We start from the raw sequence: 23,991 nt of genomic DNA on the forward strand, positions 1-23,991 counted from the left end.
ATGTTTGCCTTGTCCCCTCGTCGGCGTCGGCGTGTCCTGGTGGCCGCCCTCCTCGCCGACGCGGTCTTCCCGCTCGCCATCACGGGCGCGACCGGCGCCGTACCCGAGGTCACCGAGCGGCTTCCCGGCGCTGACGCGCTGGGTCCGTGGACCGTCCTCGCCTACAACGGGCTCTTCGCCGCCGCCCTGCTGCTCGCCGGGGCGGCGGCCGACCGCCTCGCCCGCACCCGCTTCTTCGCCGTCGGCAACCTCGTCGTCGCCGTCACCGGCGCCCTGTCGGCGCTCGCCCCGGACCTGGCGTCCCTGGTCGCGCTCCGCGCGCTCGCCGGAGTCGGCGCCGCCATGTGCGCCGCGGGCGGCTCGTCGATGGTCCTCGCCGTGTACCCGCCGGAGGAACGGCGCCGGGTCTACGGCTACGCCGGTGCCGTCCTGGGCAGCAGCCTGGCGCTCGGCCCGGTCGTCTCCCAGGGCCTCATGGCCCTCGGCGGGTGGCCCCTCGTCTTCGCGGCGCCGGGCGCGTTCGCCGCCCTCGCAGCGCTGGCCGTTCTCGGGCTTCCGGCGCTGCGCGGCCCCGAGGTGCCCGAGCGCTTCGACCTCGCCGGAGCCGTGCTGTTCGGGACCGTCGTCGCCGCCGTGGTGACCGCGCTCGGACTGGGCTTCGGGGCGGGCGTCCCCTGGTGGGCGCCGATGGGACTGCTGCTCGTCGCGGCGGGCGCCACCGCCGGTCTCGTCCGGGCGGAACGGCGCGCGTCAGCCCCCGCGATCCCCGTCGACCTGCTGCGGATCCCCGCCTACCGGGCGTACGCCGTGGCCACGGGCGCCTTCATGGGGATGCTCGTGGTGGGCCTGACCGCGCTCCCGCGCCTCGGCTCCGCGCACCGCATGGGCGCGGGGGAGTCGGCGGTCATGCTCAGCCTGCTGACCGTGCCCTCCACGCTCCTCCCGCTGCTCGCCGCCCGCCTCGCGCGCAGGCTGGCCCGGCAGTTGGTGACGACCGCGCTGCTCGGCTGCGCCGCCACCGCCGCCCTCCTCCTGGTGACGGAGCGGCCCGCCTGCCTGCTGGTCGCGGCCGGGGTGTTCGGGCTGTGCCTGGGCCTGACCGAGGGCGTCCCCGACGGGCAGGCGCTGCGGTACGTGCCCTCGCACCGCGGAGGGGCGGGCGCCGCGCTGTTCAGCACGACGAGGATGAGCCTGGAGACGTTCATCCTGGCGGCCGCCACCGGGGCGACGGCCGCCCTCGGGCCCGCCTCCGGGGTGGCGGTCGCCGGTGCGGTGTGCCTGGCCGCCGCCCTCGTCGTACGGCGGAACGTCGGCCCGTAGAACTGCCCGTGGAACCGCGACCGTAGAGCCGCGACCGTAGAGCCGTGCGAGGGCTCAGCCCTTGAGCGAGAAGGCGAAGGCGGGACGCCGGGAGCGGGCCAGTACGGGCCCGGAGGGCCAGCGGCCGCGGTGCGCCCGGGGCGGCGGCGGGCCGTACGGCGACTGCCAGGCGGGGCGGTCGCCGTGGTGCGGGACGCCCATGTGGCGACGGCGGGGGGTCAGGAGCAGGCGGGTGGTGGGTGTGGCAAAGCTGAGTGCGCGCACGAAGGACACCGTTTCCGTGAGAAATCCGCAGCAAGAGGAAGCGCGGCGCACAGGCGAGGCGACGCGCGACAGATCAGAGCTCGGGGGTTCTCACAGGCAGTACAACGGAACGCTCTCCTTCGAACGGCTCGGTCGGGCAGCAGCACGCTAGTGGCGTACCGCGCCGCCGCACCACCCGTTTTCGCGCCCCTCAGTGCTCCTCAGTGCTCCTCAGTGCCGGTCCGGCACCTGGAGGTCGCGGACGACCTCGCGGACCATGCGGATCGAGGCGGCGTCGAGCACGTTGCCGAACTCGATCACGCGGACGCGTCCTTCGAGCCGCTGCCGCAGGCCGGGCATCTCGCTGGGGACGACCACGAGGTCGATGCCGTCGAGCCGCTCGTCGTCCGTTCCCGTCAGGACGCGGGTATTGGTGACGCCCGCCTGCGTGAGGGAGTCGCGGATGCTCGCGGCCTGGTCCTCGGTCGAGTACCAGAGGCCCACCGTGCGGTTCTTCGGCACCTGGGCGATCTGGACCAGTGTCTGGACGTGCGGGGCGACGACGATCGCGATGACGTCCGTCGTGGGGCGGCGCAGCAGGCCGCGCACCTCGGCGAGATGGAAGAAGGTCGTCAGCACCAGCTCGGGCCGCTCGTCCGCCGGGTCGAAGTCGCCCAGGACGAGCGGCTTGACGGCGAGGTCGAGGTGCCGCTCCAGCTCGTCGGCGAAGTAGTGCGCCCGGTCGGCGTTGCATTCGACGAAGGACACCCGGGGCGCGCTGTCCGCGGCCCGCGCCGCGAGGTCCAGGACGAGCTCCTGGACGTCGGACGCGGTGAGGCCCAGCTCCACGCACTCGCGCGCGGCCGAGGCGAGGATCTCGCGGGCCCGGTCCCGGACCCGCGAGGCCGAGCGCGCCCGCTCGCCCCCGACCACGACCATGCCGTTGCGGCCCCGGGCCTCGACGAGTCCCTCCGCGCGCAGGTCGGCGTAGGCGTGCGCCACGGTGTTGCGGTTGATGCCCAGGTTGTCCGCGAGGAGGCGCGAGCCGGGCAGGCGTTCGCCGTCGCGGAGCTGCCCCATCTCGATCATGAACGTGAGCTGCGTGACGATCTGGCGGTAGATCGGGACGTCGGAGTGCTGGCTGACGCTGAGATTGGCGACCATGGCCCCCTGCTTCGCTGTTATGGCCTAGCTGGGAGTTTACACAGCTAGGCCATAAATGCATTCCGCCCCGATGGGGATTGGCCTCGATGGCTAAATGGCCTAGCCTCCTATGTCATAAAGCTCGGCGGCGCGCCCGTCGTCACCGCCCGCCCCGCCCCCTGGCCCTGCCCCCGGGGGCCGCCACGACGCAGGAGATCCCCGTGAGCACGGACACCTTTTGGGACGACGTCGACCGCCATGTGGTCCGTTACGGAGCGGCGTTCACGCCGCGCGTCATCGAACGCGCCTCCGGCTCGTACGTCTACGACAGCGACGGCTCGGCCATCCTCGACTTCACCTCCGGCCAGATGAGCGCCGTACTGGGCCACTCGCACCCCGACATCGCCCGCGCGGTCTCCGAGTCGGTCGCCTCGCTGGACCACCTCTTCAGCGGGATGCTCAGCCGTCCGGTCGTCGACCTGGCCAAGCGGCTCTCCGCGTCCCTGCCGGACCCGCTGACCAAGACGCTGCTGCTGACGACCGGCGCGGAGTCCAACGAGGCCGCGCTGAAGATGGCGAAGCTCGCCACCGGCAAGTACGAGGTCGTCTCCTTCGACCGCTCCTGGCACGGCATGACCTCCGGCGCGGCGGCGGCGACGTTCTCGGCCGGGCGCCGCGGCTACGGCCCGGCCATGCCCGGCAACCTCACGCTGCCGACCCCCAACGCCTACCGCTCGCCCTTCCGCCGCGCCGACGGCTCGTACGACTGGGAGACCGAGCTGGAGTACGGGTTCGCCCTGGTCGACCAGCAGTCCACGGGCTCCCTCGCCGCCTGCCTCATCGAGCCCGTCCTCTCCTCCGGCGGCATCATCGACCTGCCGCCCGGCTACCTCGCCCGCCTCAAGGAGATGTGCGCCGCGCGCGGCATGCTGCTCATCCTCGACGAGGCGCAGACCGGCCTCGGGCGCACGGGCCACATGTACGCCTTCGAGCGCGACGGCGTCGTCCCCGACCTGCTCACCCTCTCCAAGACGCTCGGCGCCGGACTGCCCGTGGCGGCGGTCGTGACCAGCGCGGAGATCGAGCAGACCTGCCGCGACCGGGGCTTCCTCTTCTTCACGACCCACGTCTCCGACCCCCTGGCGGCGACGGTCGCGCTGACCGTCCTCGACGTCATCGAGCGCGACGGCCTCGTCCAGCGTGCCGCGAAGCTCGGCGAACAGCTCACCGGACGGCTGCTGGAGCTCCGCGACACGTACGAGGTCGTCGGGGACGTCCGGGGGCGCGGCCTCCTCCAGGGCATCGAACTGGTCCACGACAAGGAGAGCAGGACGCCCGCCGACGCGCTCGGCCAGGCCGTCACCGCCGCCTGCCTCGAACGAGGGCTGCACCTCAACATCGTCCAACTGCCCGGCATGGGCGGCATCTTCCGGATAGCCCCGCCGCTCACGACGAGCGACGACGAGCTCCACGCGGGCATCGACATCCTGGACGCCGCCATCCGGGACTGCGTCACCACCCACGCCACCGCCTGATCCGCCCTCTCGCCGCCCCGGCCCGCGACCGGAGCCGCCCCGGCCCGGCTCCGGTCGCGGGCCGGGGCGGTGTCGCGGATGCTGGGCTGACGTGGTCGTCCGCCGGGCCGCGCGCGAGAGCACCGCAGGCGGACCTGGAGGCCGGAGATGTTCGCAGGTCTGGGCCGGTTCGTCGTACGCAGGCCGTGGTGGATCATCCTCGCCTGGGTGGTGGTCGCCGCCGCCGTGATCGCCACCGCGCCGAAGCTGACCTCCTCCAGCGACGAGGCGAGCTTCCTCCCCAAGAGCTACGAGTCGATCAAGGCGCAGGACCTTCAGCAGCGGGAGTTCCCGCAGCAGCAGAACGTCGGCGCGATCGTGGTCTTCGACCGCAAGGACGGAAAGCCGCTCACGGCCGCCGACGCCGCCGCGGTGAAGAAGATCAGCGCGAAGCTCACCGCCAGGAAGATCGACAAGATCGACGCGGTGGCCCCCGGCGAGCGCTCGCCGAACAAGAAGGTCGCGTCGGCGCTCGTCGCCATGCCGGAGTCGAACAGCGCCTCCGACACCGCGCCCCAGGACGCGGTGGAGAAGCTGCGCGACGCGCTGCACCAGGAGCTGCGCTCCGCGCCCGCGCTGGACGCCGGGATCACCGGCAACTACGCCCAGGCGCTCGACCAGGCCGACTCCTCCGAACGGGCCGGGGCGCTCGTCGGCATCGGCACCATCGTGATTATCCTGCTCCTGCTGCTGATCATCTTCCGCAGCCCGGTCGTCGCGCTGCTGCCGGTCGTGCTCATCGGCCTGATCTCGCCCATGGCCACCGGCGTGATCGCGGCGGCGAACAAGGCGTTCGACCTCAAGACGGACTCCTCGATCGAACAGCTGCTGACCGTCGTGCTGTTCGGCGTCGGCACCGATTACATCCTCTTCCTGCTCTTCCGCTACCGCGAGGCGCTGCGCGCGGGGGAGGACGCCAAGAGCGCGATGGTGCACGCGGTCACCCGGGTCGGCGAGGCCATCACCTCCGCGGCGGGCGCCGTGATCATCGCCTTCGCCGCGCTCACCCTCTCCACGCTCGGCATGCTGAAGTCGATGGGCCCGGCCCTCGCCATCGCCGTGTTCCTGGCGCTGCTCGGCGGCCTCACGCTGGTGCCCGCCGTGGTCTCCCTGCTGGGCACCAAGGTGTTCTGGCCCTCGAAGTCCTGGCGGCAGGAGCCCCGGGGGACCGGCTTCGGAAAGCTCGGCGGCTCGCTCTCCCGCCGCCCGGCCGCCTGGGCGGCGCTCTCCGGTCTGGTGCTCCTGGTCCTCGCCTCCGGCGCGCTCGGCTACAAGGCCAACTTCGATCTGGCCGGATCCTCGCTGCCGGACGACAAGGAGTCCGTCGTCTGGATGAAGACGATGGAGAAGGGCTTCCCCGCGGGCGCCACCGACCCCACCAACGTCTTCCTCACGCGCGACGGCGGCGAACGGCTCAGCCGGGCCGACCTCAAGGACTTCCGGACACGGATCGACCGCGTACCGGGCGTGGGCACCGTGGCGCCGCCCAAGGTCAGCGAGAACGGCTCGACCGCCAACTACTCCGTGGTGCTCGACGACCCGCCCGCCTCCGACGACGCGCTCGCCACCGTCAAGGACCGGCTGCGCCCGGCCGCGCACGACGCGGCGCCGGACGGCACCGAGTCCCAGGTCGGCGGGATCACCGCGGTGTACGTGGACATCAACAAGGCCGTCGACCGCGACTACTCGGTGGTCTTCCCGGTCGCCGCGGTCTGCATCATGGTCATCCTCGGACTGCTGCTGCGCTCGCTGGTGGCCCCCTGGTACCTGATGATCTCCGTCGCCCTCGGCTTCGCGGCGACGCTGGGCGCCACCAGCGTGCTGTTCACCTCGATCGGGAACCAGCCGGGGCTGATGTTCATGCTGCCGGTGATCATGTATCTCTTCGTCACCGCGCTCGGCACGGACTACAACATCCTGATGGTCTCCCGGCTGCGCGAAGAGGCCCGCGAGGGCCACCCGCCCCGCCGCGCCGCCGGAATCGCGCTGCGCCACTCCGGCCCGACGATCGCCGCCGCCGGGGTCATCCTGGCCGGAACCTTCGCGACGCTGATGCTCGCCGGGAACTCGCTGCTCACCCAGATGGGCTTCGCGCTGACCTTCGGCATCCTCGTCGCCGCCTTCGTCATGGCCCTGCTCTTCACCCCGGCCGTGACCGCGCTCATCGGCCACACGGCCTGGTGGCCGGGGCACGGCGACCGGAACGACAAGGACCACGGGGACGAGAAGGAGGACGCCGGTCCGACGTCGGCCTAGGCGCGGGCGGCGTTCGAGCGGAGGAACGTGAGGATCAGCGCGCTCACCCGCTCGGGGAACTGGCTGTGCGGATAGTGCCCGGCGCCCTCGATCATCTCCAGGCGGCCGAGGCCGGACGGCAGCGCCTCCACGATCCCCGTCCCCTCGGCGCGCGGGTCGGCCCAGTCGGGGTCGAGCGTGCCCATCACGACGAGGACCGGGCAGCGGACGCCGCCGAGCCGCGCGCCCGCGTCCGTCGGGGCGCTGCGGCCCATGCCCTGGAGAGCCTTCATCCGGCCCGGCTCGCGCAGCAGCGCGTCGATGCGGCCGAGCCGCTCGTCCCAGTCGGCCGGCTTCGCGCCCGGGTGGGCCACGTCGAGGTACGAGCGCCAGAGCGGCAGGCTCCCGAGCACGCCCGCGCCGACCAGCCGCGTCATGCCCCGCCGGAACCGCTTCACCCGTAGATCGCCGAGGCGGACCGACTGCTTCCGGGTGAACGGCGTCAGCTCGACGACCGCCGTCACCAGCGAGGGCTCCCGCGCCGCGGCGATGGTGGCGGCGCCGCCCGAGACCGAGTGGCCGACGAGCACGGCCGGGCCGCCCAAGTGGCGGATCAGGGCGAGCAGATCGCCCGCGATCGCGGTGCGGCTCCACTCCGGCCAGTCGACGCTGGACTCGCCGCAGCCGCGCAGATCGACCGCCGCGACCCGGTACCCCTCCGCCACCAGCGCCGGTACGACCGCGCGGTACGCCGCACGGCTGTCGCCCATGCCGTGCGCGAGGACGATCAGCGGCCCTGACCCCGTGACCTCGTAGGCGAGAGTGCCTCCGTCGACGGCCAGGTACTCGGTCATGACGTCCCCCATGAGTGCGGCTAACAGTGTTAGCCGTAAGCTAATCCTGTTAACCGCGACTGTCAACAACTCAACAACGCCCGGAGGACCGACCGATGGACGCGAAGCTCACCGCATACCTGACAACGCTGTACGAGCAGGGGCGCGAGCACGACGCGCCGCTCGCCGACCGGCTGCTGCGCCTGCGGAACATGACACCCGAGGCCGCGGGGTTCATCAGCCTGCTGATCCGCGCCCAGCGCGCCACCCGCGTACTGGAGATCGGGACCTCCAACGGATACTCGGCGATCTGGTTCGCGGACGCCCTGCGCGACACCGGCGGCAGCCTGACCACCGTGGAGACCGAGCCCGACCGCGCCGCCACGGCCCGGCGGCACCTGGAGGCCGCGGGCGTCGCCCCGTACGTGACGGTGGTGGACGGCGACGGAGCCGACGTGCTCACCGCCGCCGACGACTCCTCGCTCGACCTCGTGGTCCTGGACGCCGAACGCCCCGCCTACCCCGACTATCTGCCGCAGCTGCGCCGGGCCCTCACGCCGCACGGCATCCTGGCTGTCGACAACGCCGTCAGCCACGCCGAGCAGGTCACCGGGTTCCGCGCCCTGCTGGAGGAGGACGCGGAGTTCGCCGTGCACCTGGCGGAGGTGGGCGACGGTGTGCTCACCGCCGTACGACTCGGCTGACGGACTCTCCGCCCCGACCGTCGGGGGAGGGGCGGCATGACCGGTCCGCGGCCGTCGCGGGCCATGTCGCGGGCCATGAGGAGGGGGCGTCGTGGACGACCGGGAGCAGCGTCAGGACCTGCGTGCGGTGTTCGACGAGGAGGCCGAGGCGTACGACCGGGTCAGACCGGTCTGCCCCGACCGGCTCTTCGACGACCTGGTCGACGCCGCGCGGCTCGCCCCGGGGGACCGGGTGGCCGAGATCGGTTGCGGCACCGGGCAGGCGAGCGTGCCCCTGGCGGAACGGGGACTGGCCGTCACCGCGATCGAACTGGGCGCCGAGCTCGCGGCCGTCGCACGGCGCCGGCTGGCGGCCTTCGACTCCGCCCGCGTACTGAGCGTGCCCTTCGAGGAGTGGGAGCCGGAGCCGGGGGACGCCCCGTTCGACGCGGTCGTCGCCTTCAACTCCCTGCACTGGATCGACCCCCGGCGCCGCTACGCGAAGCCGTACGCCCTGCTCAGGCCGGGCGGCGCGCTGGTCGTGGGCGGCTGCCGCTGGGCGCGTCCCACCGACGCGCACCCCTTCTGGGCGGACGTTCAGGAGGACTACCGGGCCGTCGGCTACGAGGGCGACCCGCCGCCCCCACCGGAAGAGATCGGCCCCTGGCGCCTGCCGCCCGAAGCCTGTTCCTCCTTCGACGAAGTGGCGAGCCTGTGCCACCCCTTCACCGTGCGCTACAGCTCGGCGGAGTACTTGGCGTTCCTGGCCACGCAGTCGGGCACCCACGCCCTCGGCGCGGAACGGAGCGCCGAGTTCCTCGGCCGCGTACGGGACCGGCTGGATTCGCTGGGCTCGCCCCGGCTCACCGCCACGTTCGTGGGCCTGCTGACGGTCGGACGCCGCAGGGAGCGGACGTGACGGCGCGTGCCGCCTGTCGGTGATCCGTAGGCGAGGTGTCGGCGCCTCCTGGAACGGTGGGTACCGAGGCGCCCCGGTGCACGGCCGCCTCCCACCGGAACGGAACACCGAAAGGGGCCCCGCCGCCATGCCGACCTCCACCACCTGGGACGTCCGACGGCCGCCGCGCGCCGAGGGCAGCGTCATCCTGGTCACCGGCGGCAACGCGGGCATCGGGTACTTCGTCGCCGAGCAGCTGGCGGCGACCGGCGCCACCGTCGTCCTGGGCTGCCGGAGCCCCGCGAAGGCCGACGCCGCCACGGCCGCGATCCGCGCGCGGGTGCCGGGCGCGCGGGTACGGGCCGTACGGCTGGACCTCGCCGACCTCTCCTCGCTCGGCGACGCGGCCGAGTCGCTGGAGACCGAACGCCTCGACGCGGTCGTCCACAACGCCGGGGCCGCGCGCGACGACCCGCCGCGCGAGGAGACCGGGGACGGCCACGAGCTGATGTTCGGCACGAACCACCTCGGGCACTTCGCGCTGACCCGCTGGCTGATGCCGCTGCTGGAGGCCGCGCCGGCGGCGCGCGTCGTGACCATGGGCAGCTTCGCCGCGAAGTCCGAACGGCTCGACCTGGACGACCTGCAGTCCCGTACGGACTACCGGCCCAAGCGCACCTACGGACGCTCCAAGCTGGCCCAGATGCACTTCGGCCTCGAACTCGACCGCCGCCTGCGCGCCGTCGGCAGCACCGTGTCGAGCGTGGTGGCCCATCCGGGCGGCGCGCTGGACGGCCTCACCCCGTCCCGCCCGCCGGTGCACGAGCGGACGACCGCCGCCCGGCTCCGCACGGCCCCCGCGGCCCTCCTCGTCCAGGGCAAGCACGCCGGTGCGTGGCCCGCCGTACGCGCGGTGCTCGACCCGGCCGTGCGCGGAGGCGAACTCTGGGGCCCGCGCGCCTTCGGCCTGCGCGGCCTGCCCCGGCGCGAACCCGTCTGGGACCACCTCGCCGACACCACCGTCGCGGCCCGGCTGTGGGCCGCGAGCCGCGCCCTGACGGGCACCGACCCGTCGCCCTCAACGGACTGTCAATGCGGAGGCTTCTGCTCCTGCCCGCCGTGACCGGCACGGCGGATGCGCACCGTACCCGCGTCCAGGTCCACGCGGAACGGCGGGTCCTCCGCGGGCCGGACGTTCTTGCGTACGCGCTCCTGTTCCATGGCGCGCTTGACGGCCTGGGCCCCGGGGGAGCCCTCCTGGACGAAATCGGCCCCGATGGACGACAGGCCCTTCCTCCTGCGCCAGTAGATCCAGCCCCGGGCCTCCATCGCCAGCAGAACCCGGTCCGCCAGGAACACCGCGATCCCCAGCACGCTCCCTGCCGCCGCGATTCGCCACACCGTGTCCACCAGCAGGACCCTACTTCGCCGCAGGACGGCAGAATCGACCGCATGCACGACACCGTCGAGGCCGCCGAGGACCCTCTGCCCCTGCTCTTCCTGGACATCGACGGGCCGCTCATCCCCTTCGGCGCACCACCGCCGCAGGGCTATCCCGCCTACGGGACGCCGTCCGCACCGCACGGCGCGGACTCGAACCCCCTCCTGGCCCGGGTCGACCCCGCGCACGGGACCCGTCTGGCGGCGCTCCCGTGCGAGCTGGTCTGGGCCACGACCTGGGAGGAGGAGGCGAACGAGTGCCTCGCCCCGCTGCTCGGCCTCCCGCCGCTGGCCGTGGTCGACTGGCCCGAGCCGTCCGCCGCCGCCCACGAGCAGGACGTACGCGCCGGGCTGCACTGGAAGACGCGGACGCTCGTCGCACGGGCGGCGGGACGCCCGTTCGTCTGGGTCGACGACGAGCTCACCGCGGCCGACCGGACCTGGACCGCCGCGCACCACGGGGGCCACGCCCTGCTCCACCGCGTCGACCCCGGCACCGGGCTGACCGGCGCCGACTACGCGGCGCTCGACGCCTGGCTACGACGACGACCGCGGTGAAGCGGAACGGGCCTCAAGGCGCCCGGAGTTCGGGCGGGAAGCCGGTCCAGCGCAGCTCGTCCGGGAGATGGCCCATGTCGTTGTGGACGAGGACGGCCGGGGGCCGGTCCGGGGCGTAGCGGATCACGGTGAGCGCCGCGTTGCCCTGGTTGAGGCCCATCCAGCGCCAGGCGGGCGCGTCCAGCGCGGCACGTACCAGCCACGCGATGAGGAACGCGTGGGTGACGACGAGTTCGTGCCGCGGCCCCGCCCCCTCGGCGACCGGACCGGTGAACTCCGCGACCGCCCGCCGCGCCAGCTCCGCACCCCGCGCCCGCTCCCCGGCGGGCACGGGGCCCAGCCGGGGCAGCATCGCGTCGGCGACGTCCGGGGGCAGCTCGTCCCGCTCCGGCACGTACGGGACGTAGTCCCCGGCTGCCTCGCACTCGCGCAGCGGTACGCCCGGGAGCCGCGCTCCGACCAGCTGTGCTCCGACCAGCCGCGCCGTCTCCGCCGCGCGCGGCAGCGGACCGTGGTGAACGGCCGCCAGCGGTACGCCGCGCAGCCGCTCGCCCAGCAGCACCGCCTGGCGCCGCCCGGCCTCGGTGAGCGCGCTCTCGTCGGGCGTGGCCTCGCCGTGACGGGCGAGATGGAGATATCGGTCGTGCATGCCGGGACGGACGGTCCCGGCGCGACGGACGGTTCCGGGGGACGGACGGTTCCGGCGCGTCCCTTGGTTGCGCAAAATCTCCGGCGGACCGTACATCCTTCCGGGGCCGAGGGTGATCTTGCATGGTGTCTTGATCATGCATGAAGAAAGCACCCGTACATGCCCCTCACCTCCCGAGCCGTCGCCCGCGGGCGGCGCCCCGGCGCCCTGCTCGCCTCGCTGTGCTCGATCGGCCTCCTGGCCGGACTGACCGGCTGCGCCCACGGCCAGACCACCAACCGCTCCGGCACCCGGCACTCCGACGGCCCGCCCGGCCAGGCCGCCCCCGCCCCCTCGGGGGTCTGGGCGGGAGGGGAACAGCCCGTCCGTACGTCCGAGTCGGTGCTCCAGGTCGTCGCGCACCCGGACGACGACCTCTTCTTCGTCAACCCGGAGACGGCCCAGTCGCTGCGCTCGGGACGCCCGCTGACCACGGTGTATCTGACCTCGGGCGAGTCGGACGGCGTCAACGCCCCGCGTACGGACATACCGGGGGCCGCCGCGCCCGCCCGTAGGCCGGGGGACCGGGGCGACAAGGACCTGTACGCGGAGGCCCGGCAGAACGGCATCCGCGCCGCCTACGCCGAGATGGTCACCGGAGACCGCGCCACGCCCTGGAAGCGCACCGTCCTGCACACCGAGGGCGGCGGCCGTGCCGAACTCGACACCCTGCGGGGCCACCCGCAGGTCCGCCTCGTCTGGAACCTGCTGCGCGAGGCGGGCAGCCTCACCGCGCACCGCCCGCACAGCCTGTACGGGCTCTGGCGGGCGGAGGTCCCGGCGCTGGAGTCCCAGCTGACGTCCGGCGGGCCGGTCCGCGAGGACTTCCGCTACACCCGCGAGCAGCTCGTCGACACCCTCGCGGGCTATCTGCACCGCTTCCGGCCGACGCAGGTCCGGATGCAGGACCCGACACCGGGCACGCTCGACGGCAACGGCAAGTACGCCGACCACCAGGACCACTTCGCCGGCGCCCGCCTCCTCCAGGAGGCCCTCGTCCGGCACGGCGAGGAGGCCGCCCGCGGCAAGGCCCCGCACTTCACCGTCGAGACCTATCTCGGCTACTTCAACGGCGGCCTGCCCCACGTCCTCGGCGGCAGGACCGCCGAGAACAAGCTGCGCAGCCTCGACACCTACGCCTGGTCGGACCGCGCGAAGCGCCCCTGCCGCCACACGGCGGGCTGCGGCGACCTGAAGATGGTCCCGCGAGGGCAGCACCTGGGCTGGTCCCACGGGATACGGCACGCGGGCGGCGACTCGGTCTCCTGGCTGCGCGCAGCCAAGGACGGCTCGCTGTGGGCGTACTCGGTGCTCGACGGCCGCGTCGCGGTACGCCACCGTCCCGCCCCCGCGGACGCCCGCTGGACCGCCCCCACCCTGCTCCCGGAGACGGGCATCGACCCGACGCTCGCCACGGTCCGCCTGCCCGACGGCCGTACCGGCCTGTTCGGCACGCGCACGGTGACGGGGGACGGACCGGCCGCCTACCGCAAGGAGGTGGGCTGGATGGTGCAGCGCCACAGCGGCGCGGGCTCCCCTCTCGGCCGCTGGCAGTCCCTGGGCACCCCCGAGGAGAGCGACGCGGCGGGCCTGTCCGACATCAGCGCCCCGGCCGTCGCCGCCGCCCCGGACGGCACGGTGACGGTGGTGGTCCGCACCAGCCGCCACCGGCTCAGCAGCCGCGTCCAGGACCCGGACGGCACCTGGAAGCCCTGGCGCACGCTGGGCGGGACGGGCGTGCACGGCACTCCGACGGCGGCCGTCGACGGCGCCGGACGGCCCCACGTGTTCGGCGCGACGGCCACCACGGTCCTCGCCTGGTCGGCGCCGCACCCCGAAGCGCCGCTCTCCGGCCCCCGGCCGACCGGACTCCCCGCCGTCACAGGCCCGGTGACCGCCCGTACGGACGGCCGGAACGCCGTACGCCTCTACGCCCGCGCCCCCGTCACCGGCGACGTGCTGTCGGCTCGTGTGGACCCCGCCGGAACCCGCCGGACCCGCGTCACGGACCTCGGCGGCGCCGCGGGCTACGGCCCGGTGTCCGCGACCCCGCTCGCCAACGGCCGCACCCTGCTCGCGACCCGCGCCGGGAACGGCGACGTACAGACCACGGTCGTCGACGAACGCCGGCCCGCCACCGCCGAACCAGCCTCGTCCCGTCCCCGCTGGAGCACCACCGGCTTCCTGCTCTCCGGCGCCCCCGCGGCCGTCCCGTCCCCGTCACCTGACGACCGCGGCGCCGACCTCGCTGCGGAGGGCCTGGACGGCCGCCTGTACTGGGCCCGAGCCGGAACCCGGGGCACCGCGAACTGGAAGGGCGCCTGAACCGGCCCGTCCCCAAGGACGAATGGGCCAGCCTGTCGGGCAAGCTGAGGTCATGGATATCTGCCCGTCCTGCGGCGCGGAACTGACCGGCCGTACGCTCCAGGAGTCCTCGCCCGCCGAGCCCCCGGAGGTGGGACGTCGCACGCGGCGCGAGCTCCGCCGCTGCGGATCCTGCCGCCACCTGGCCTGGCGGGCCGAGGGCGCGCGGCATGCCTCGCAGCCCTGGTCCGACGGGGGAGTCGACCCTGACTACGACTCCCTGTTCGACTTCACACTCGAACCCCTCCCCGCCCCCTGGTTCCTCGTCCCCGCACACCCGGGCAGGGCCACGCTGGAGGCCGAACTGCGCGCCGAGGTGAGCGAGGGCCACCCGCTGCACGGCAAGCCGGTCATCGCCGTCGCCCGGTGCGAGCGGTGCGACGAGGTGCTGTTCAGCGTCGAGGAGGACCCCGTACGGTTCGTCCGCGTCCATCTCACGTGGAAACAGGGCCCGGACACCCCGCCGTGGCCCATGACGGAGCCCGTGCCACTCCCTCTGTACAAGGGCCTGACGGAACACACGCATGAGCACTCATGAGCATCGGCACGAGCAGCAGCCGGACCTGGACCGGGTCGAGTCGTGCTTCGTCGCGCTGCTCGAAGGCCGGATCAGCCGTGACGCGGCCGACCGGTGGGCCGCGTACTGGGCCGGGAAGGACGTCCACGACGACGGCAGCCCCGTCGAGTGGGACGAACCGACCTGGTGGGCACTTGGCCTGCTGCACGGAATCGACCTGCGGCCGGGCCCGGGTGAGCCGTATCTGCACGACGACGAGCAGCTCCGAGGCTGGCTGGACGCACTGCGACGGCGCCGCACCGAGTGAGGGTGCGGCGCATGCGGAAAACGCAACACCGCTGGTAAGGTCCCCGCCATGACAGGGAATTCCGGGTCCGGTCCGGGCGAGGAGCCGGGGACCGAGGCGGTGCTGCGGGTCACTGTCGACAGGCTGCGCGAGCTGGCAGGGGAGCAGCAGGCCGAGCTCGCCCACGCGATCGGGCTGAGCCCGACGGGCCTGTCGCGCCGTCAGTCGGGCAAGGCCGCCTGGAAGCTGGAGGACATCGACCGGCTCGCCGCGCACTGGGGCGTCCGGGTGCCGGACCTGCTGACCGGCACCGAGCACGCCGTCTCCTGCCTCCCGGCAGTCTCGGAGGCCCCGGCTGAACGTATGCGGGCCGTGCCCGCCCCCGACCAGCCAACCCCGCCCCCGGAACCCACCTCCATCCCGGCCCAGCCACAGGCCGAAGACGAAGCCGCGGCCGAACCCGTCCCGGACGCCGCCCCGATGCCCCTGCCCCGGGTGCTGCCGCCCGACCCCGCACCGGCGGACGGCACACCCGTGGAAGCGGAACCGTGCGTGCTGTGCGGGAAGCCGACGACGGCCCGGGCCGGAGGGAATCCTCAGCACGTGCACGGCCTGTGCGTCGGCGCCCCCCTCCCGGGAGCCCCGGCAGCCCCCGGAGCCCCGGCAGCGCCGCCCGCCGCACGCCCCCGCCCGGCCCCGCCCGTCCTCACGGACGGAGACCTGGCACTGACCGTGAACGGCACCGTCACGGCCGTACTGCGCGAGTACGACGGCGACGTCGAGGCGGCCCAAGAAGCGCTCTCGAAGCGCGCGGTCCAGGACGTCATGAGTCTCTTCAGGTCCTCGCGTGTCGGGGGCCGTTACGAGCACAAGGACTTCCCGCCGACCGAGGACATCCTCAAGAAGCGCTCGCAGAAGGGCGCCGACGCGATCTGGGAAGGCCGCCCGAAGTGGCGCAACACCGCCCTCGCGAAGGCCGTCAAGGCAGGTGAGCAGGACCCGGTCGACGTCGTAGCCCTCGACGCCAACGCCGCCTACCTCGCGGCGTGGAAGACCCGTCTGCCCCTCGGCCGCCTGGTGCACAGCACCTCCGGTGTCCACGACCCCAAGCAGGCGGGCGTCCATCTCGTCACCCCGCCCGACTGGGACCACCCGGACATCCCCTCGCCGCTGGGGGCCCGTATGGAGCCGGGTGAGCTATGGGTCACCGAACCGACCCTGCGTCTCCTCATGCGCTGCGCGAAGGACGACCTGTGCGACCCGCCGGTCATCCACGAGTCCTGGACGTCGGGTAGCACGGAGGCCCTGCTGGAGAAGCTGCGCCGTACGCTCGTAGAGCTGCGCAAGCAGGCGATCGAGCAGGGCGATGGGCTCACGGTCGAGTACCTCAAGGCGATGTACTCGAAGTTCGTCTCGACCATCGGCGAATCATCGATGAACCGGGAGATCCGCCGTCCGGACTGGATGCACATCATCCGCTCCCAGGCGTTCGCGAACCTGTGGTTCAAGGCCGACCGCGCCCGCAAAGCGGGCCTGACGCTCGTCCAGATGTCGGGAACGGACGAACTCCACCTCGCGGGCGGCGACTGGCGCACCGTGTTCTCCGAGGGCCGGGGCATGGCCGACATGAAGATCAAGGACACCTACACGCTGGGGAACCCGGGAGGTGGTGAGCAGTGAGCAGCCAGTCCCAGAACGAGTGGGGTGAGTGGCAGAAGCACGGCGCCCGCGGCATGTCCGGCGGCCACGCCCTCACCGAGGAGATCGACCGCGTCGTACGGGCCCACGGCATCGCCTCCCCGGTCACCTCCAAGCGCGGCCTGACCGCCCGCCTCCGCTATCTCGACAGCCCCGCGGGCCGCGCCGCTCTGCGGGCGGCGGGAGCCGGTCCCCGTACGATCCGGGACTGGTACGCGGGCCGCACCAGCCCGTCCCGCGCGAGCCGCGAGAAGATCGACGCCGCGTACTGGGACCGCCGCCGCGAGAACCTGATCCGCTCCGGCCAGCTCAAGCGCTACTTCAACAACCAGGGCCGCGGCGTACGGATGGAGATCTATCCCGTCGACCAGACCCAGGTCCCGGAGAAGTACCGCCGCCCCAACGTCCAGGACCGCTCCATCCAGGTCCGCTACGTATGGAACGACGCGGTGGACGCCTTCGCCGCGGCTGACACCGCCACCCTGGACGAGATCTGGGACGACATCATCGCCGACCTCGACTCCGACTGGATCGCCTACGCCTACGTGGCAGGCATCGGCACCAACGCCTGACCCCGGCTGACGCGCGGGGACGGTCTGGTAGCTTCGCCGCGTGCGCATTCCGATGTTCATCTGACGGTCCTGGGATCCGCCCGCCCAGGTTCTGATCCGTCGAGGGCGCGCTCGGCCGCGCCTTCCGGATCTTCGATGACCGTCAGAACCCGCCGACCGCGCCCATGATGCCGGTCGCCCCCATCGGAGTGTCCCGGTGCTCGGAGTACTTCTTCTCCCCGGCGTGCTGCGCGCCTTCCTCCCCGCCCTGATCGGGCGCTCCTCCCTCGCCATGAGTGTTCTCGCGCTCCTCCTGGCCGTCCAGGAGGAGACGGATTCCTTCGCGCAGGGCGGTCTTGCGACGGCCGCCTTCGGAATCGCCACCGCTCTCAGCGCGCCTTGGCGGGCCCGGGCCATCGACCGGTTCGGTCAGCGGCGCGCCCTCATGGCGATGGCGAGCGGCCAAGCCGCAGGGTTCCTGGCCCTCGCGCTCCTCACCGACGGCGAACAGGACGCCGCCCCTTGGCTCCTCCTGGCTCTCAGCGCCGGGAGCGGCCTGACGGCCCCGCCGTTGGGAGCCGCGATGCGCGTGATCTGGGCGTCCCTCACGCGAGCGGGCGAGGAGCGGAAACGGGCCTTCAGCGTCGACGCGATGGCCGAGGAGTTCCTCTTCCTCAGCGGCCCCGTCATCGTCGGGTCGGTCATCGGCGCCACCTCGCCCCCCGTCGGACTGGGCGTGTCGGCCGCGACCGTGCTCCTGGGAACGGCGGCGATGGTCTCCAGCCCGGCCTCGGGGGAGTTGCGGGGAAGCGGCCAGGACGTGGTGCGAGGCGGGCGGCCGCTGCGCCGGCCCGGATTCGGCCGGGTGCTCCTCGTCCTTCTGGGCACGGGCACCGTACTCGGTGCCGTGGACGTCGTGGCACCGGCGATCGCCGCGCAGCATGACGCCGCGTCAGCGGCGGGCTGGCTCTTGGCGGCCTTCTCCGCGGGAAGCGCCCTGGGCGGCCTTCTCTACGGCAGGCTGAACCTCCGGTCAGGAATCGGAACGAGGCTGCTCGCCCTGAGCATCGGCATGGGGACCGTCACCGTCGGCGTCTCCTGGACCACCTCGCTCGGGTTCTTCGCCGCGGGCCTGGCCCTCATCGGCCTCTTCCTCGCCCCGTCCCTCGTCACCGGATACCTCATCGCCGATGCCGTCGCTCCGGAAGGCGGCCGGACCGAGGCGTCGACCTGGATCAACACCGCCCTCAACCTGGGCGCCTCGCTGGCCTCCGCGGGCGCGGGCATCGTCGTCGACCGCTCCGGCGCCGGATTCGCCCTCCTCCTCGCGGGGTTGGTCCCACTCGCGCTTGCCCTGGCCACGCCGTGTGCGCGACTCCGTACGATCGCCACGAAGGCCACGATCGCGACGGCCGACGCCGGGCCGGGGTGATCCGGCCGAGCGACGCCCGCAGCCCGCCCGCGACAGGTGTCAGACGGCGTGGGAGAGGGCGAGTACGGCGGTGGAGAGCGCCAGCATGCCCAGGCAGTTGAACCAGAACTCCTGGCCGAGGAAGCGGGCGCGGTAGTGCGCGTAGGCCGCGCAGACGAAGTAGGCGATGACGCCGGTGTTCGCGGTCAGAGCGACGCCGGGGAGGGCGAGACCGGCCAGGAGCCCGCCCGCCGCCAGGAGCTTGACGACGACGAGGACCCACCACCAGTCGCGCGGGAACCCCACGCCGTCGAGGCACCGTTGGATGAAGGCAGGCGGGCGCAGGGAGAGCAGGGCGTCGCCGAGCAGGACGAGCGCCAGCAGCGCGGTGGGCCACCACAGGTGGGGCGTGCCGTTCATGCCGCTCCTCCCGCGCGACCGGTGACGAACCCGGTCACCTCACGCACCTGGTCCAGGGCTCCGGCCTCGTCGAGGGCGCCGTGCGAGACGGTCATGAGGACGCCGAGATACGCGTAGTAGACGGCTCTCGCGCCCCGTTCGCGGTCGTCGCCCGCCAGGCCCGCGCGCGCGAGCACTCCGGTGAACTCGGCGGTCAGCGAGCGCGCGAGCTCCTGGAAGATCGCGGACTCGTGCGTGCCCCGCACGATCACCGCCGCGTACTGACGCGAGAGGTCCTCGTCGCGGGCGAAGTACTGGACGAAGGGCGCGACCAGGTCCATGACCGCGTCCACCGCGGCGTCGGGGGACAGCGGGGGAGGGGCGGGAGGGGAAGCGGAGGCGGAGGTGTCACCGTTCTCGTGCGCACGCGCACGGTGCACGGCGTCGATCCAGGAGTCGAAGATCGCGACAAGGAGCGCGTCCTTGTCACCGGCCGACATCACCGTCCCGGTACTGACCTCCGCCTCCGCGGCGATCTGCCGCACCGTCGTCGCCCCGAACCCCTGATCCCGGAAGAGCCGCTCGGCCGCGAGCAGCACTCTGTCCCGGGTCGCCTCGCGCTTCGCGCCGCGAGACTGAACGCGTTCACTGAACATGTTCAGAAACGTACCGCGCCCCTCTCCGCAGGACAAGCGACCGAGAGGGGCGCGGGCGCGGGCACGGGCGGCGTCAGGCCGTGGCGGTGCCCTCGAGCTCGACCATCAGGACGGGGATCGCCAGCCGGGAGACCTCGAGCATCGTGGTCGGGGGCGCCACCCCGGCGGCGCCCAGCCGCGAGGCCAGCACGCCGTAGTGCTCGAAGAGCCCGTCGGCGTCGGTGGTGTAGACGTTGAGCCGGACAAGGTTGCTGAGGGACATGCCGGCCTCGGCGAGCACGGCCTCCAGATTGTCCAGGCTCAACGCGAGTTGCGCCGCCATGTCACCGGCGTGCTGGGGCTCGCCCTTCGCGCTCATCGCGGTCTGTCCGGCGCAGTACAGGGTCCGGGTGTGCCCGGATACGATCTCGCCCTGGTTGTACCCCATCTCCCCTGACCACGCCCACGGGTTGACGGCCGTCTTCTCCATTGCCACTGCAGCTCCATTCGCTTCATCGACACGTCTTCCGTGTCGCGTGGACGAGCCTCGCAGCGCATACACGACAACCTCTGTCGTGTATCTCGATAGGCTCTCCGCATGCGCGCCGATCGACTGGTCTCGCTGGTCCTGCTGCTGCGACAGCACGGACGGCTCTCCGCGACCGCACTCGCCCGCGAGCTGGAGGTCTCCACCCGCACCGTCCTGCGCGACATCGAGGCACTGTCCGCCGCCGGAATCCCGGTCTATGCCGAACGCGGCCGGAACGGCGGCTTCGCGCTCCTGCCCGGCTTCCGCACCGAACTCACCGGCCTCAACCACGACGAGGCCCTCGCCCTCCTCGTCGCCGGATCACGGCGCGGCGCCCAGGCCTTCGGCCTCGGCTCGGCACTCGCCTCGGCAATGCTCAAGGTCGTCGACGCCCTGCCCGCCGGCTACCAGCGGACCGCGGCGGGCGCGGCCGAACGCCTGCTCATCGACCCCGCCACCGACCTCCTCGCCCGCCGCCTGCCCACCGAGGAGGCCCCCGACCCCGTCGTGGCCGAGGTCCTGCGCGCGGTCTTCGCCGGCCACAAGCTCCGCATCCACTACGCGGCCGCGGGCCAGGACGCCCAGTGGCGCACGGTCGACCCGGTCGGCCTGGTGACGGTGCGCGACCGCGGCTACCTGCTGGCCATGAGGTCCGGTGCGGACCGCACGTACCGCCTCTCCCGCGTCCTGGCAGCCGAGGAACTGGACGAGCCCGCGGAGCGGCCGGACCGGGTGGACCTGGACCAGGCCTGGCGGGAACGTGCCACCCGGTTCCGTGCGGGCGGCGATCAAGTCACCGTCCACGTCCGCGTGGACCCGGCACGGCGCGAGGACCTGCTGACCACCGCCCTGGCCGTCCTCACCGAGGAACCCGACCCGGACGATCCGGACGGCTGGCCGCGCCTGGAGGTGACCTTCCAGGACCCCCGGCACGCCGAATGGGCCCTCTGGCAACTCGCCGCGAACGCGGAGGCGCTCTCCCCGCAATGGCTCCGCGACTCCCTGCGCCACCGCGCCACCACCCTCGCCACCCACTACGGACCGTGACCCTGCTGGCCAGCCCCGGCACGGGAATTGGAAAAGGTGTCCCACCTGACGTGATGTCTCTGACTAGACTCGACTGCCGTTCCCCGTCCCGGTGAGGGCCGGTGGGGACGTCGACCGTGTTTTCCGGGGGGAAGGGACTGTGCAGGTGACCACGAGTACGGACGACGACATGCCGATCTACCACCGCCTCGTCATCGAACAGGGCGATGTCGTCACCCAGGTTCGGCAGACGGCGGAGGAACTCCTGCGGGAGTCACGGGAGGCCGTGGACTTCAGCCGCCCCCGCATCCCCACCGCGTAACCCCGACGGTCTGCGGATGGGGTACAGTGGATCTTGTTCGCGCGGCCGGATTCCGGTCCGCGGGCCGTGCGTTGGTGGTCTAAGGAAAGTCGTCCCGCTTCCTGCGGGGAGATGCAGGTGCAAGGCCTGCCCAGCGCTCCACCAGGCCCCGTTCCTCATCAGGAACGGGGCCTTCTTCTTCGGCTCCGGGCCCGAGTGCGTACAACTGGCCGAGTCCTTCGAGGGTCACATCAGGTAAACCCATGCCCGCGACGAGCGAGTGGGAGGCCCTGTGTCACACCGTTGCCGCATCCTGAGATACGCCATCGCAGTCGCCGCTGCCGTCACCGCCGGGCTGGTGCTCCCGCCCGGCGCGACCGCCGCCGCACCCCGTACCGTCGCGAGCGATTTCAACGGCGACGGCTATACGGACCTCGCCGTCGGTGTCCCGGACGGGACCGTCGGCGGCCGGGCCGAGGCCGGGTACGTGAACGTCGTCTGGGGCGGCCCCAAGGGCGTCGGCGCCCACGGCAGCGTCCGCGTCACCCAGGCCACTCCCGAGGTGCCCGGCACCCCGGAGGCGGGCGACCGCTTCGGCGCCTCCGTGGCCCTGACCGACCTGAGCGGTGACGGTGTCGCGGAATTGCTGGCCGGTGTTCCCGGCGAGGACGTCACCGACCGCGGTACGGACGCGGGCATGGTCATCGCCGTGGGCGGCTCGAAGAACGGGCCGGGGCCAGGGTCGACGGTCCTGACCGGACCGTCACCGTCGGCCGCGTACGGCATGTCGGTCGCGGCCGCGGACCTGACGGGCGGCAGCGACGGCAACAAGGAGATCGTGATCGGGGGCAGGGACAAGGTCGTCGCCCGCGTCATCCAGGGCGAGGACAGCATGGTCACCACCGTCGTCACGGCCCCCATGGGCGGCCGGGCCCCCGTCCTGGCCACCGGTGACTTCGACAGGGACGGCCGGGCGGACCTGGCCGTGGCGTACTGGACGGCGGGCGCCCCCAGCACGCAGTCCCACGTACGCCTGTGGAAGTGGGACACCGACGAGTCAGCGATGGCCAACTTCTGGAACACGGACAACGCCGGCGTGACCGCCCTGGCCTCCGGCGACTTCGACGGCGACGGCGGGGAGGACCTGGCACTGGGGGAGTGCCGCGAGATCGCCGACGAGAACATCGACGACCCGTGCGGCCCCGAACGGCTCGCCAAGGGCGGCGGCATCCACATCCACTACGCGAGCCCCACGGGCGGCTCGTTCGGCAGCCGTACCCAGACCCTCAACCAGGACACGGCGGGCGTCCCGGGCGTGGCCGAGGACGGCGACCGGTTCGGCGCGGCCCTGGCCGTCGCCGACGTCAACCGCGACGGCCGGGACGACCTCGTCGCGGGCGCCCCCGGCGAGGCCATCGGAAGCAGAACCGGAGCGGGCGCCGCCTGGCTGCTGAACGGCGGAGCCAAGGGCCTGCTCGACGCACGCGGCACCGCCACGTCCGTCACCTGGAACCAGGACACCCCCCGGGTCCCGGGCGTCGCCGAGGCGGGCGACGCCTTCGGCGCGGCGGTCGCCACGGGCGACCACAACGCCGACGGCGTCCCGGACGTCACGGCCGGATCCCCCGGCGAGAACGCCTCCCTGGGCGCCGTGTGGCTCCTCCCCAGAGGCTCGGCCGGCGGCTCGGCGGCCTTCTCACCCCGCACACTCGGCCTCCCGTACCCCACGACGGCCCAGAAGTACGGCAAACCGCTGAGCAGCCGCTGAGCCGCCGCCGAACAGCACTCCGGCTCCAGCGGGAAGTATGTCCCTCCTCCCTGGGAACAGAGGATCCGACCGACGGCCGGGCCACCTCACGTACATGAGTTCTGATTGAGGGCCCCAGTGGTGGCTCATAGGCTCAGCGCGTGACCGACAACCCTCCGGTCCCTGGGGCATCGGCCCACCGACGGGTACCGGCCTGGCTGGTGCGGGCGGCGACGCGTGCGCAGGCGCTGCTCGCGGACAGCACGTGGCTGCTCGCGCTGACCCTCCTGTTCAATCTCGTGGTGGTCTTCGCGACCGCGGCCGTCTGGTACGCGCGGGGCGGCGACATCACCCTGGTCGGGGCGGTCCTGGGAGCGCTGCTGGTTCTCAGCGGCGGCATGCTGCCGCTGATCAAGGGCCGCGGCCAGGACGGTGAGGACAAGCCGCTGTGGCCGCCGCTGATGCTGCTGGTCGTACCCGTGGCCGTGCTCGCCGTCGCCCTGCCGTCCCTGGCCTGGTCCGTATACGTGAACTCGTGCCCGGTGACCCTCACTCAGGACTTCGAGCTCAGCCCCTCGGGGCCGTTCCGGGAGGGCAAGACGGTGCACGCCACCGCGCATGTGGACCACCCCAGGTCCCGCCTGTTCATCACCTTCGCCGCGCCCCAGCACCGCGAGGCCGACCCCGTCTGCGCCCCCTCGGGCAGGCTCAGAGTGACGCTCGCCTCGGGTTCGGGCTCGGGCCACCAGGCCGCGCAGTCCGGGAAAGCGGGCGAGGAACTCGCCTTCAGCCTGGGCCAGGACCGTAAGGACATCCGCCTCGCCGTCCGGATGACGGCGGAGCCCAACTGTGTGCTGGACCTGTCGGTGGCCTCGGCACGCGTGGACGACTGACAGCAAGGGGCGGGGCGGA

General features: G+C 73.0%; 25 protein-coding genes. 17 read left to right on the top strand and 8 right to left on the bottom strand.

All coding sequences use genetic code 11. The features are described 5' to 3' along the window. Positions 1 to 39: 39 nt before the first annotated feature. Positions 40 to 1,320 (top strand): MFS transporter, encoded by a 1,281-nt coding sequence (locus ACGF3A_RS17585; RefSeq protein ID WP_393730588.1) that lies wholly within the window; start codon positions 40 to 42, stop codon positions 1,318 to 1,320. Positions 1,321 to 1,374: 54 nt separating this feature from the next. Here ACGF3A_RS17585 and ACGF3A_RS17590 read toward each other — a convergent pair whose 3' ends face one another. Both ACGF3A_RS17590 and ACGF3A_RS17595 read right to left on the bottom strand, forming a co-directional pair. After that, positions 1,375 to 1,584, bottom strand: a complete 210-nt coding sequence (locus ACGF3A_RS17590) for a hypothetical protein (RefSeq protein ID WP_393730590.1) — start codon at positions 1,582 to 1,584, stop codon at positions 1,375 to 1,377. A 210-nt stretch (positions 1,585 to 1,794) separates the two neighbouring features. Further along, positions 1,795 to 2,727, bottom strand: coding sequence for a GntR family transcriptional regulator (locus ACGF3A_RS17595; RefSeq protein WP_393730592.1), 933 nt, complete (start codon positions 2,725 to 2,727; stop codon positions 1,795 to 1,797). Between the two features lie 200 nt (positions 2,728 to 2,927). Here ACGF3A_RS17595 and ACGF3A_RS17600 point away from each other — a divergent pair, with 200 nt between their 5' ends. Then, positions 2,928 to 4,241 (top strand): aspartate aminotransferase family protein, encoded by a 1,314-nt coding sequence (locus ACGF3A_RS17600; protein WP_393730594.1) that lies wholly within the window; start codon positions 2,928 to 2,930, stop codon positions 4,239 to 4,241. Between the two features lie 147 nt (positions 4,242 to 4,388). Next, positions 4,389 to 6,536 (top strand): MMPL family transporter, encoded by a 2,148-nt coding sequence (locus ACGF3A_RS17605; protein WP_393730596.1) that lies wholly within the window; start codon positions 4,389 to 4,391, stop codon positions 6,534 to 6,536. Here the strand turns inward: ACGF3A_RS17605 and ACGF3A_RS17610 are convergent. After that, complete coding sequence (locus ACGF3A_RS17610; protein WP_393730598.1) at positions 6,533 to 7,369, bottom strand: alpha/beta fold hydrolase; 837 nt, start codon at positions 7,367 to 7,369, stop codon at positions 6,533 to 6,535. The two genes, ACGF3A_RS17605 and ACGF3A_RS17610, sit on opposite strands and share 4 nt — an antisense overlap. 95 nt (positions 7,370 to 7,464) lie before the next feature. Here ACGF3A_RS17610 and ACGF3A_RS17615 point away from each other — a divergent pair, with 95 nt between their 5' ends. The 3 genes from ACGF3A_RS17615 (at position 7,465) to ACGF3A_RS17625 (ending at position 10,052) form a co-directional block, all read left to right on the top strand. Then, positions 7,465 to 8,052 carry an O-methyltransferase gene (locus ACGF3A_RS17615; protein WP_393730600.1) on the top strand — a complete coding sequence of 196 codons (588 nt, stop codon included), beginning with the start codon at positions 7,465 to 7,467 and terminating at the stop codon, positions 8,050 to 8,052. A gap of 91 nt (positions 8,053 to 8,143) precedes the next feature. Beyond that, complete coding sequence (locus tag ACGF3A_RS17620; protein ID WP_393730601.1) at positions 8,144 to 8,950, top strand: class I SAM-dependent methyltransferase; 807 nt, start codon at positions 8,144 to 8,146, stop codon at positions 8,948 to 8,950. Positions 8,951 to 9,077: 127 nt separating this feature from the next. Continuing rightward, entirely contained in the window at positions 9,078 to 10,052 is a 975-nt protein-coding gene (locus tag ACGF3A_RS17625) for an SDR family NAD(P)-dependent oxidoreductase (protein ID WP_393730603.1), read from the top strand. On the opposite strand, the gene ACGF3A_RS17630 is transcribed toward ACGF3A_RS17625, so the two are convergent. Beyond that, positions 10,019 to 10,339, bottom strand: a complete 321-nt coding sequence (locus tag ACGF3A_RS17630) for a hypothetical protein (protein WP_393730605.1) — start codon at positions 10,337 to 10,339, stop codon at positions 10,019 to 10,021. The genes ACGF3A_RS17625 and ACGF3A_RS17630 overlap by 34 nt on opposite strands. Positions 10,340 to 10,381: 42 nt before the next feature. Here ACGF3A_RS17630 and ACGF3A_RS17635 point away from each other — a divergent pair, with 42 nt between their 5' ends. Next, a complete protein-coding gene (locus ACGF3A_RS17635) occupies positions 10,382 to 10,927 on the top strand; it encodes an HAD domain-containing protein (RefSeq protein ID WP_393730607.1) in 546 nt (181 codons plus the stop codon). A gap of 13 nt (positions 10,928 to 10,940) precedes the next feature. On the opposite strand, the gene ACGF3A_RS17640 is transcribed toward ACGF3A_RS17635, so the two are convergent. Then, on the bottom strand, positions 10,941 to 11,576 hold the full coding sequence (locus ACGF3A_RS17640; RefSeq protein ID WP_393730609.1) for a histidine phosphatase family protein: 636 nt from the start codon (positions 11,574 to 11,576) through the stop codon (positions 10,941 to 10,943). 159 nt (positions 11,577 to 11,735) lie between these two features. Here ACGF3A_RS17640 and ACGF3A_RS17645 point away from each other — a divergent pair, with 159 nt between their 5' ends. The 6 genes from ACGF3A_RS17645 (at position 11,736) to ACGF3A_RS17670 (ending at position 18,463) form a co-directional block, all read left to right on the top strand. After that, entirely contained in the window at positions 11,736 to 13,940 is a 2,205-nt protein-coding gene (locus tag ACGF3A_RS17645; protein ID WP_393730611.1) for a PIG-L family deacetylase, read from the top strand. A 52-nt stretch (positions 13,941 to 13,992) separates the two neighbouring features. Beyond that, positions 13,993 to 14,517, top strand: a complete 525-nt coding sequence (locus tag ACGF3A_RS17650) for a hypothetical protein (protein ID WP_393730613.1) — start codon at positions 13,993 to 13,995, stop codon at positions 14,515 to 14,517. Beyond that, positions 14,504 to 14,803, top strand: a complete 300-nt coding sequence (locus ACGF3A_RS17655) for a hypothetical protein (protein WP_393730615.1) — start codon at positions 14,504 to 14,506, stop codon at positions 14,801 to 14,803. Before ACGF3A_RS17650 ends, ACGF3A_RS17655 begins: the two co-directional genes overlap by 14 nt. Positions 14,804 to 14,851: 48 nt before the next feature. Continuing rightward, entirely contained in the window at positions 14,852 to 16,462 is a 1,611-nt protein-coding gene (locus ACGF3A_RS17660; protein WP_393730617.1) for a helix-turn-helix domain-containing protein, read from the top strand. Next, complete coding sequence (locus ACGF3A_RS17665; RefSeq protein ID WP_393730619.1) at positions 16,459 to 17,052, top strand: hypothetical protein; 594 nt, start codon at positions 16,459 to 16,461, stop codon at positions 17,050 to 17,052. The genes ACGF3A_RS17660 and ACGF3A_RS17665 overlap by 4 nt, the downstream gene beginning before the upstream one ends. A 196-nt stretch (positions 17,053 to 17,248) precedes the next feature. Continuing rightward, the gene (locus tag ACGF3A_RS17670; protein WP_393730621.1) at positions 17,249 to 18,463 is read left to right on the top strand and encodes an MFS transporter; all 1,215 of its coding nucleotides are present in this window, start codon (positions 17,249 to 17,251) and stop codon (positions 18,461 to 18,463) included. A gap of 39 nt (positions 18,464 to 18,502) precedes the next feature. On the opposite strand, the gene ACGF3A_RS17675 is transcribed toward ACGF3A_RS17670, so the two are convergent. The 3 genes from ACGF3A_RS17675 to ACGF3A_RS17685 form a co-directional block, all read right to left on the bottom strand. Beyond that, a complete protein-coding gene (locus ACGF3A_RS17675; RefSeq protein ID WP_393730623.1) occupies positions 18,503 to 18,862 on the bottom strand; it encodes a DoxX family protein in 360 nt (119 codons plus the stop codon). Next, positions 18,859 to 19,497 carry a TetR/AcrR family transcriptional regulator gene (locus tag ACGF3A_RS17680; protein ID WP_393730625.1) on the bottom strand — a complete coding sequence of 213 codons (639 nt, stop codon included), beginning with the start codon at positions 19,495 to 19,497 and terminating at the stop codon, positions 18,859 to 18,861. The genes ACGF3A_RS17675 and ACGF3A_RS17680 overlap by 4 nt, the downstream gene beginning before the upstream one ends. A gap of 73 nt (positions 19,498 to 19,570) precedes the next feature. Then, positions 19,571 to 19,966: a RidA family protein gene (locus tag ACGF3A_RS17685; RefSeq protein ID WP_393730626.1), complete on the bottom strand. Its 396-nt coding sequence runs from the start codon at positions 19,964 to 19,966 to the stop codon at positions 19,571 to 19,573. Positions 19,967 to 20,074: 108 nt separating this feature from the next. On the opposite strand from ACGF3A_RS17685, the gene ACGF3A_RS17690 reads away from it, so the two are divergent. The 4 genes from ACGF3A_RS17690 (at position 20,075) to ACGF3A_RS17705 (ending at position 23,972) form a co-directional block, all read left to right on the top strand. Further along, a complete protein-coding gene (locus ACGF3A_RS17690) occupies positions 20,075 to 21,052 on the top strand; it encodes a helix-turn-helix transcriptional regulator (RefSeq protein ID WP_393730628.1) in 978 nt (325 codons plus the stop codon). Positions 21,053 to 21,197: 145 nt separating this feature from the next. Continuing rightward, a complete protein-coding gene (locus tag ACGF3A_RS17695; protein WP_393730630.1) occupies positions 21,198 to 21,353 on the top strand; it encodes a hypothetical protein in 156 nt (51 codons plus the stop codon). A 271-nt stretch (positions 21,354 to 21,624) separates the two neighbouring features. Next, the gene (locus ACGF3A_RS17700; protein WP_393730632.1) at positions 21,625 to 23,100 is read left to right on the top strand and encodes an integrin-like protein; all 1,476 of its coding nucleotides are present in this window, start codon (positions 21,625 to 21,627) and stop codon (positions 23,098 to 23,100) included. A gap of 140 nt (positions 23,101 to 23,240) precedes the next feature. Beyond that, entirely contained in the window at positions 23,241 to 23,972 is a 732-nt protein-coding gene (locus tag ACGF3A_RS17705; RefSeq protein ID WP_393730634.1) for a hypothetical protein, read from the top strand. Positions 23,973 to 23,991: the final 19 nt, after the last annotated feature.

This window comes from Streptomyces sp. NPDC048172 (assembly GCF_043202595.1).
GTDB lineage: Bacteria > Actinomycetota > Actinomycetes > Streptomycetales > Streptomycetaceae > Streptomyces.

Bases quoted from the DNA above. Each gene is read 5' to 3' on its own strand.
- ACGF3A_RS17595 (WP_393730592.1), bottom strand. From the start codon at position 2,727: ATGGTCGCCAATCTCAGCGTCAGCCAGCACTCCGACGTCCCGATCTAC.
- ACGF3A_RS17605 (WP_393730596.1), top strand. From the start codon at position 4,389: ATGTTCGCAGGTCTGGGCCGGTTCGTCGTACGCAGGCCGTGGTGGATC.
- ACGF3A_RS17610 (WP_393730598.1), bottom strand. From the start codon at position 7,369: ATGACCGAGTACCTGGCCGTCGACGGAGGCACTCTCGCCTACGAGGTC.
- ACGF3A_RS17615 (WP_393730600.1), top strand. From the start codon at position 7,465: ATGGACGCGAAGCTCACCGCATACCTGACAACGCTGTACGAGCAGGGG.
- ACGF3A_RS17625 (WP_393730603.1), top strand. From the start codon at position 9,078: ATGCCGACCTCCACCACCTGGGACGTCCGACGGCCGCCGCGCGCCGAG.
- ACGF3A_RS17635 (WP_393730607.1), top strand. From the start codon at position 10,382: ATGCACGACACCGTCGAGGCCGCCGAGGACCCTCTGCCCCTGCTCTTC.
- ACGF3A_RS17640 (WP_393730609.1), bottom strand. From the start codon at position 11,576: ATGCACGACCGATATCTCCATCTCGCCCGTCACGGCGAGGCCACGCCC.
- ACGF3A_RS17645 (WP_393730611.1), top strand. From the start codon at position 11,736: ATGCCCCTCACCTCCCGAGCCGTCGCCCGCGGGCGGCGCCCCGGCGCC.
- ACGF3A_RS17650 (WP_393730613.1), top strand. From the start codon at position 13,993: ATGGATATCTGCCCGTCCTGCGGCGCGGAACTGACCGGCCGTACGCTC.
- ACGF3A_RS17655 (WP_393730615.1), top strand. From the start codon at position 14,504: ATGAGCACTCATGAGCATCGGCACGAGCAGCAGCCGGACCTGGACCGG.
- ACGF3A_RS17660 (WP_393730617.1), top strand. From the start codon at position 14,852: ATGACAGGGAATTCCGGGTCCGGTCCGGGCGAGGAGCCGGGGACCGAG.
- ACGF3A_RS17675 (WP_393730623.1), bottom strand. From the start codon at position 18,862: ATGAACGGCACGCCCCACCTGTGGTGGCCCACCGCGCTGCTGGCGCTC.
- ACGF3A_RS17680 (WP_393730625.1), bottom strand. From the start codon at position 19,497: ATGTTCAGTGAACGCGTTCAGTCTCGCGGCGCGAAGCGCGAGGCGACC.
- ACGF3A_RS17685 (WP_393730626.1), bottom strand. From the start codon at position 19,966: ATGGAGAAGACGGCCGTCAACCCGTGGGCGTGGTCAGGGGAGATGGGG.
- ACGF3A_RS17690 (WP_393730628.1), top strand. From the start codon at position 20,075: ATGCGCGCCGATCGACTGGTCTCGCTGGTCCTGCTGCTGCGACAGCAC.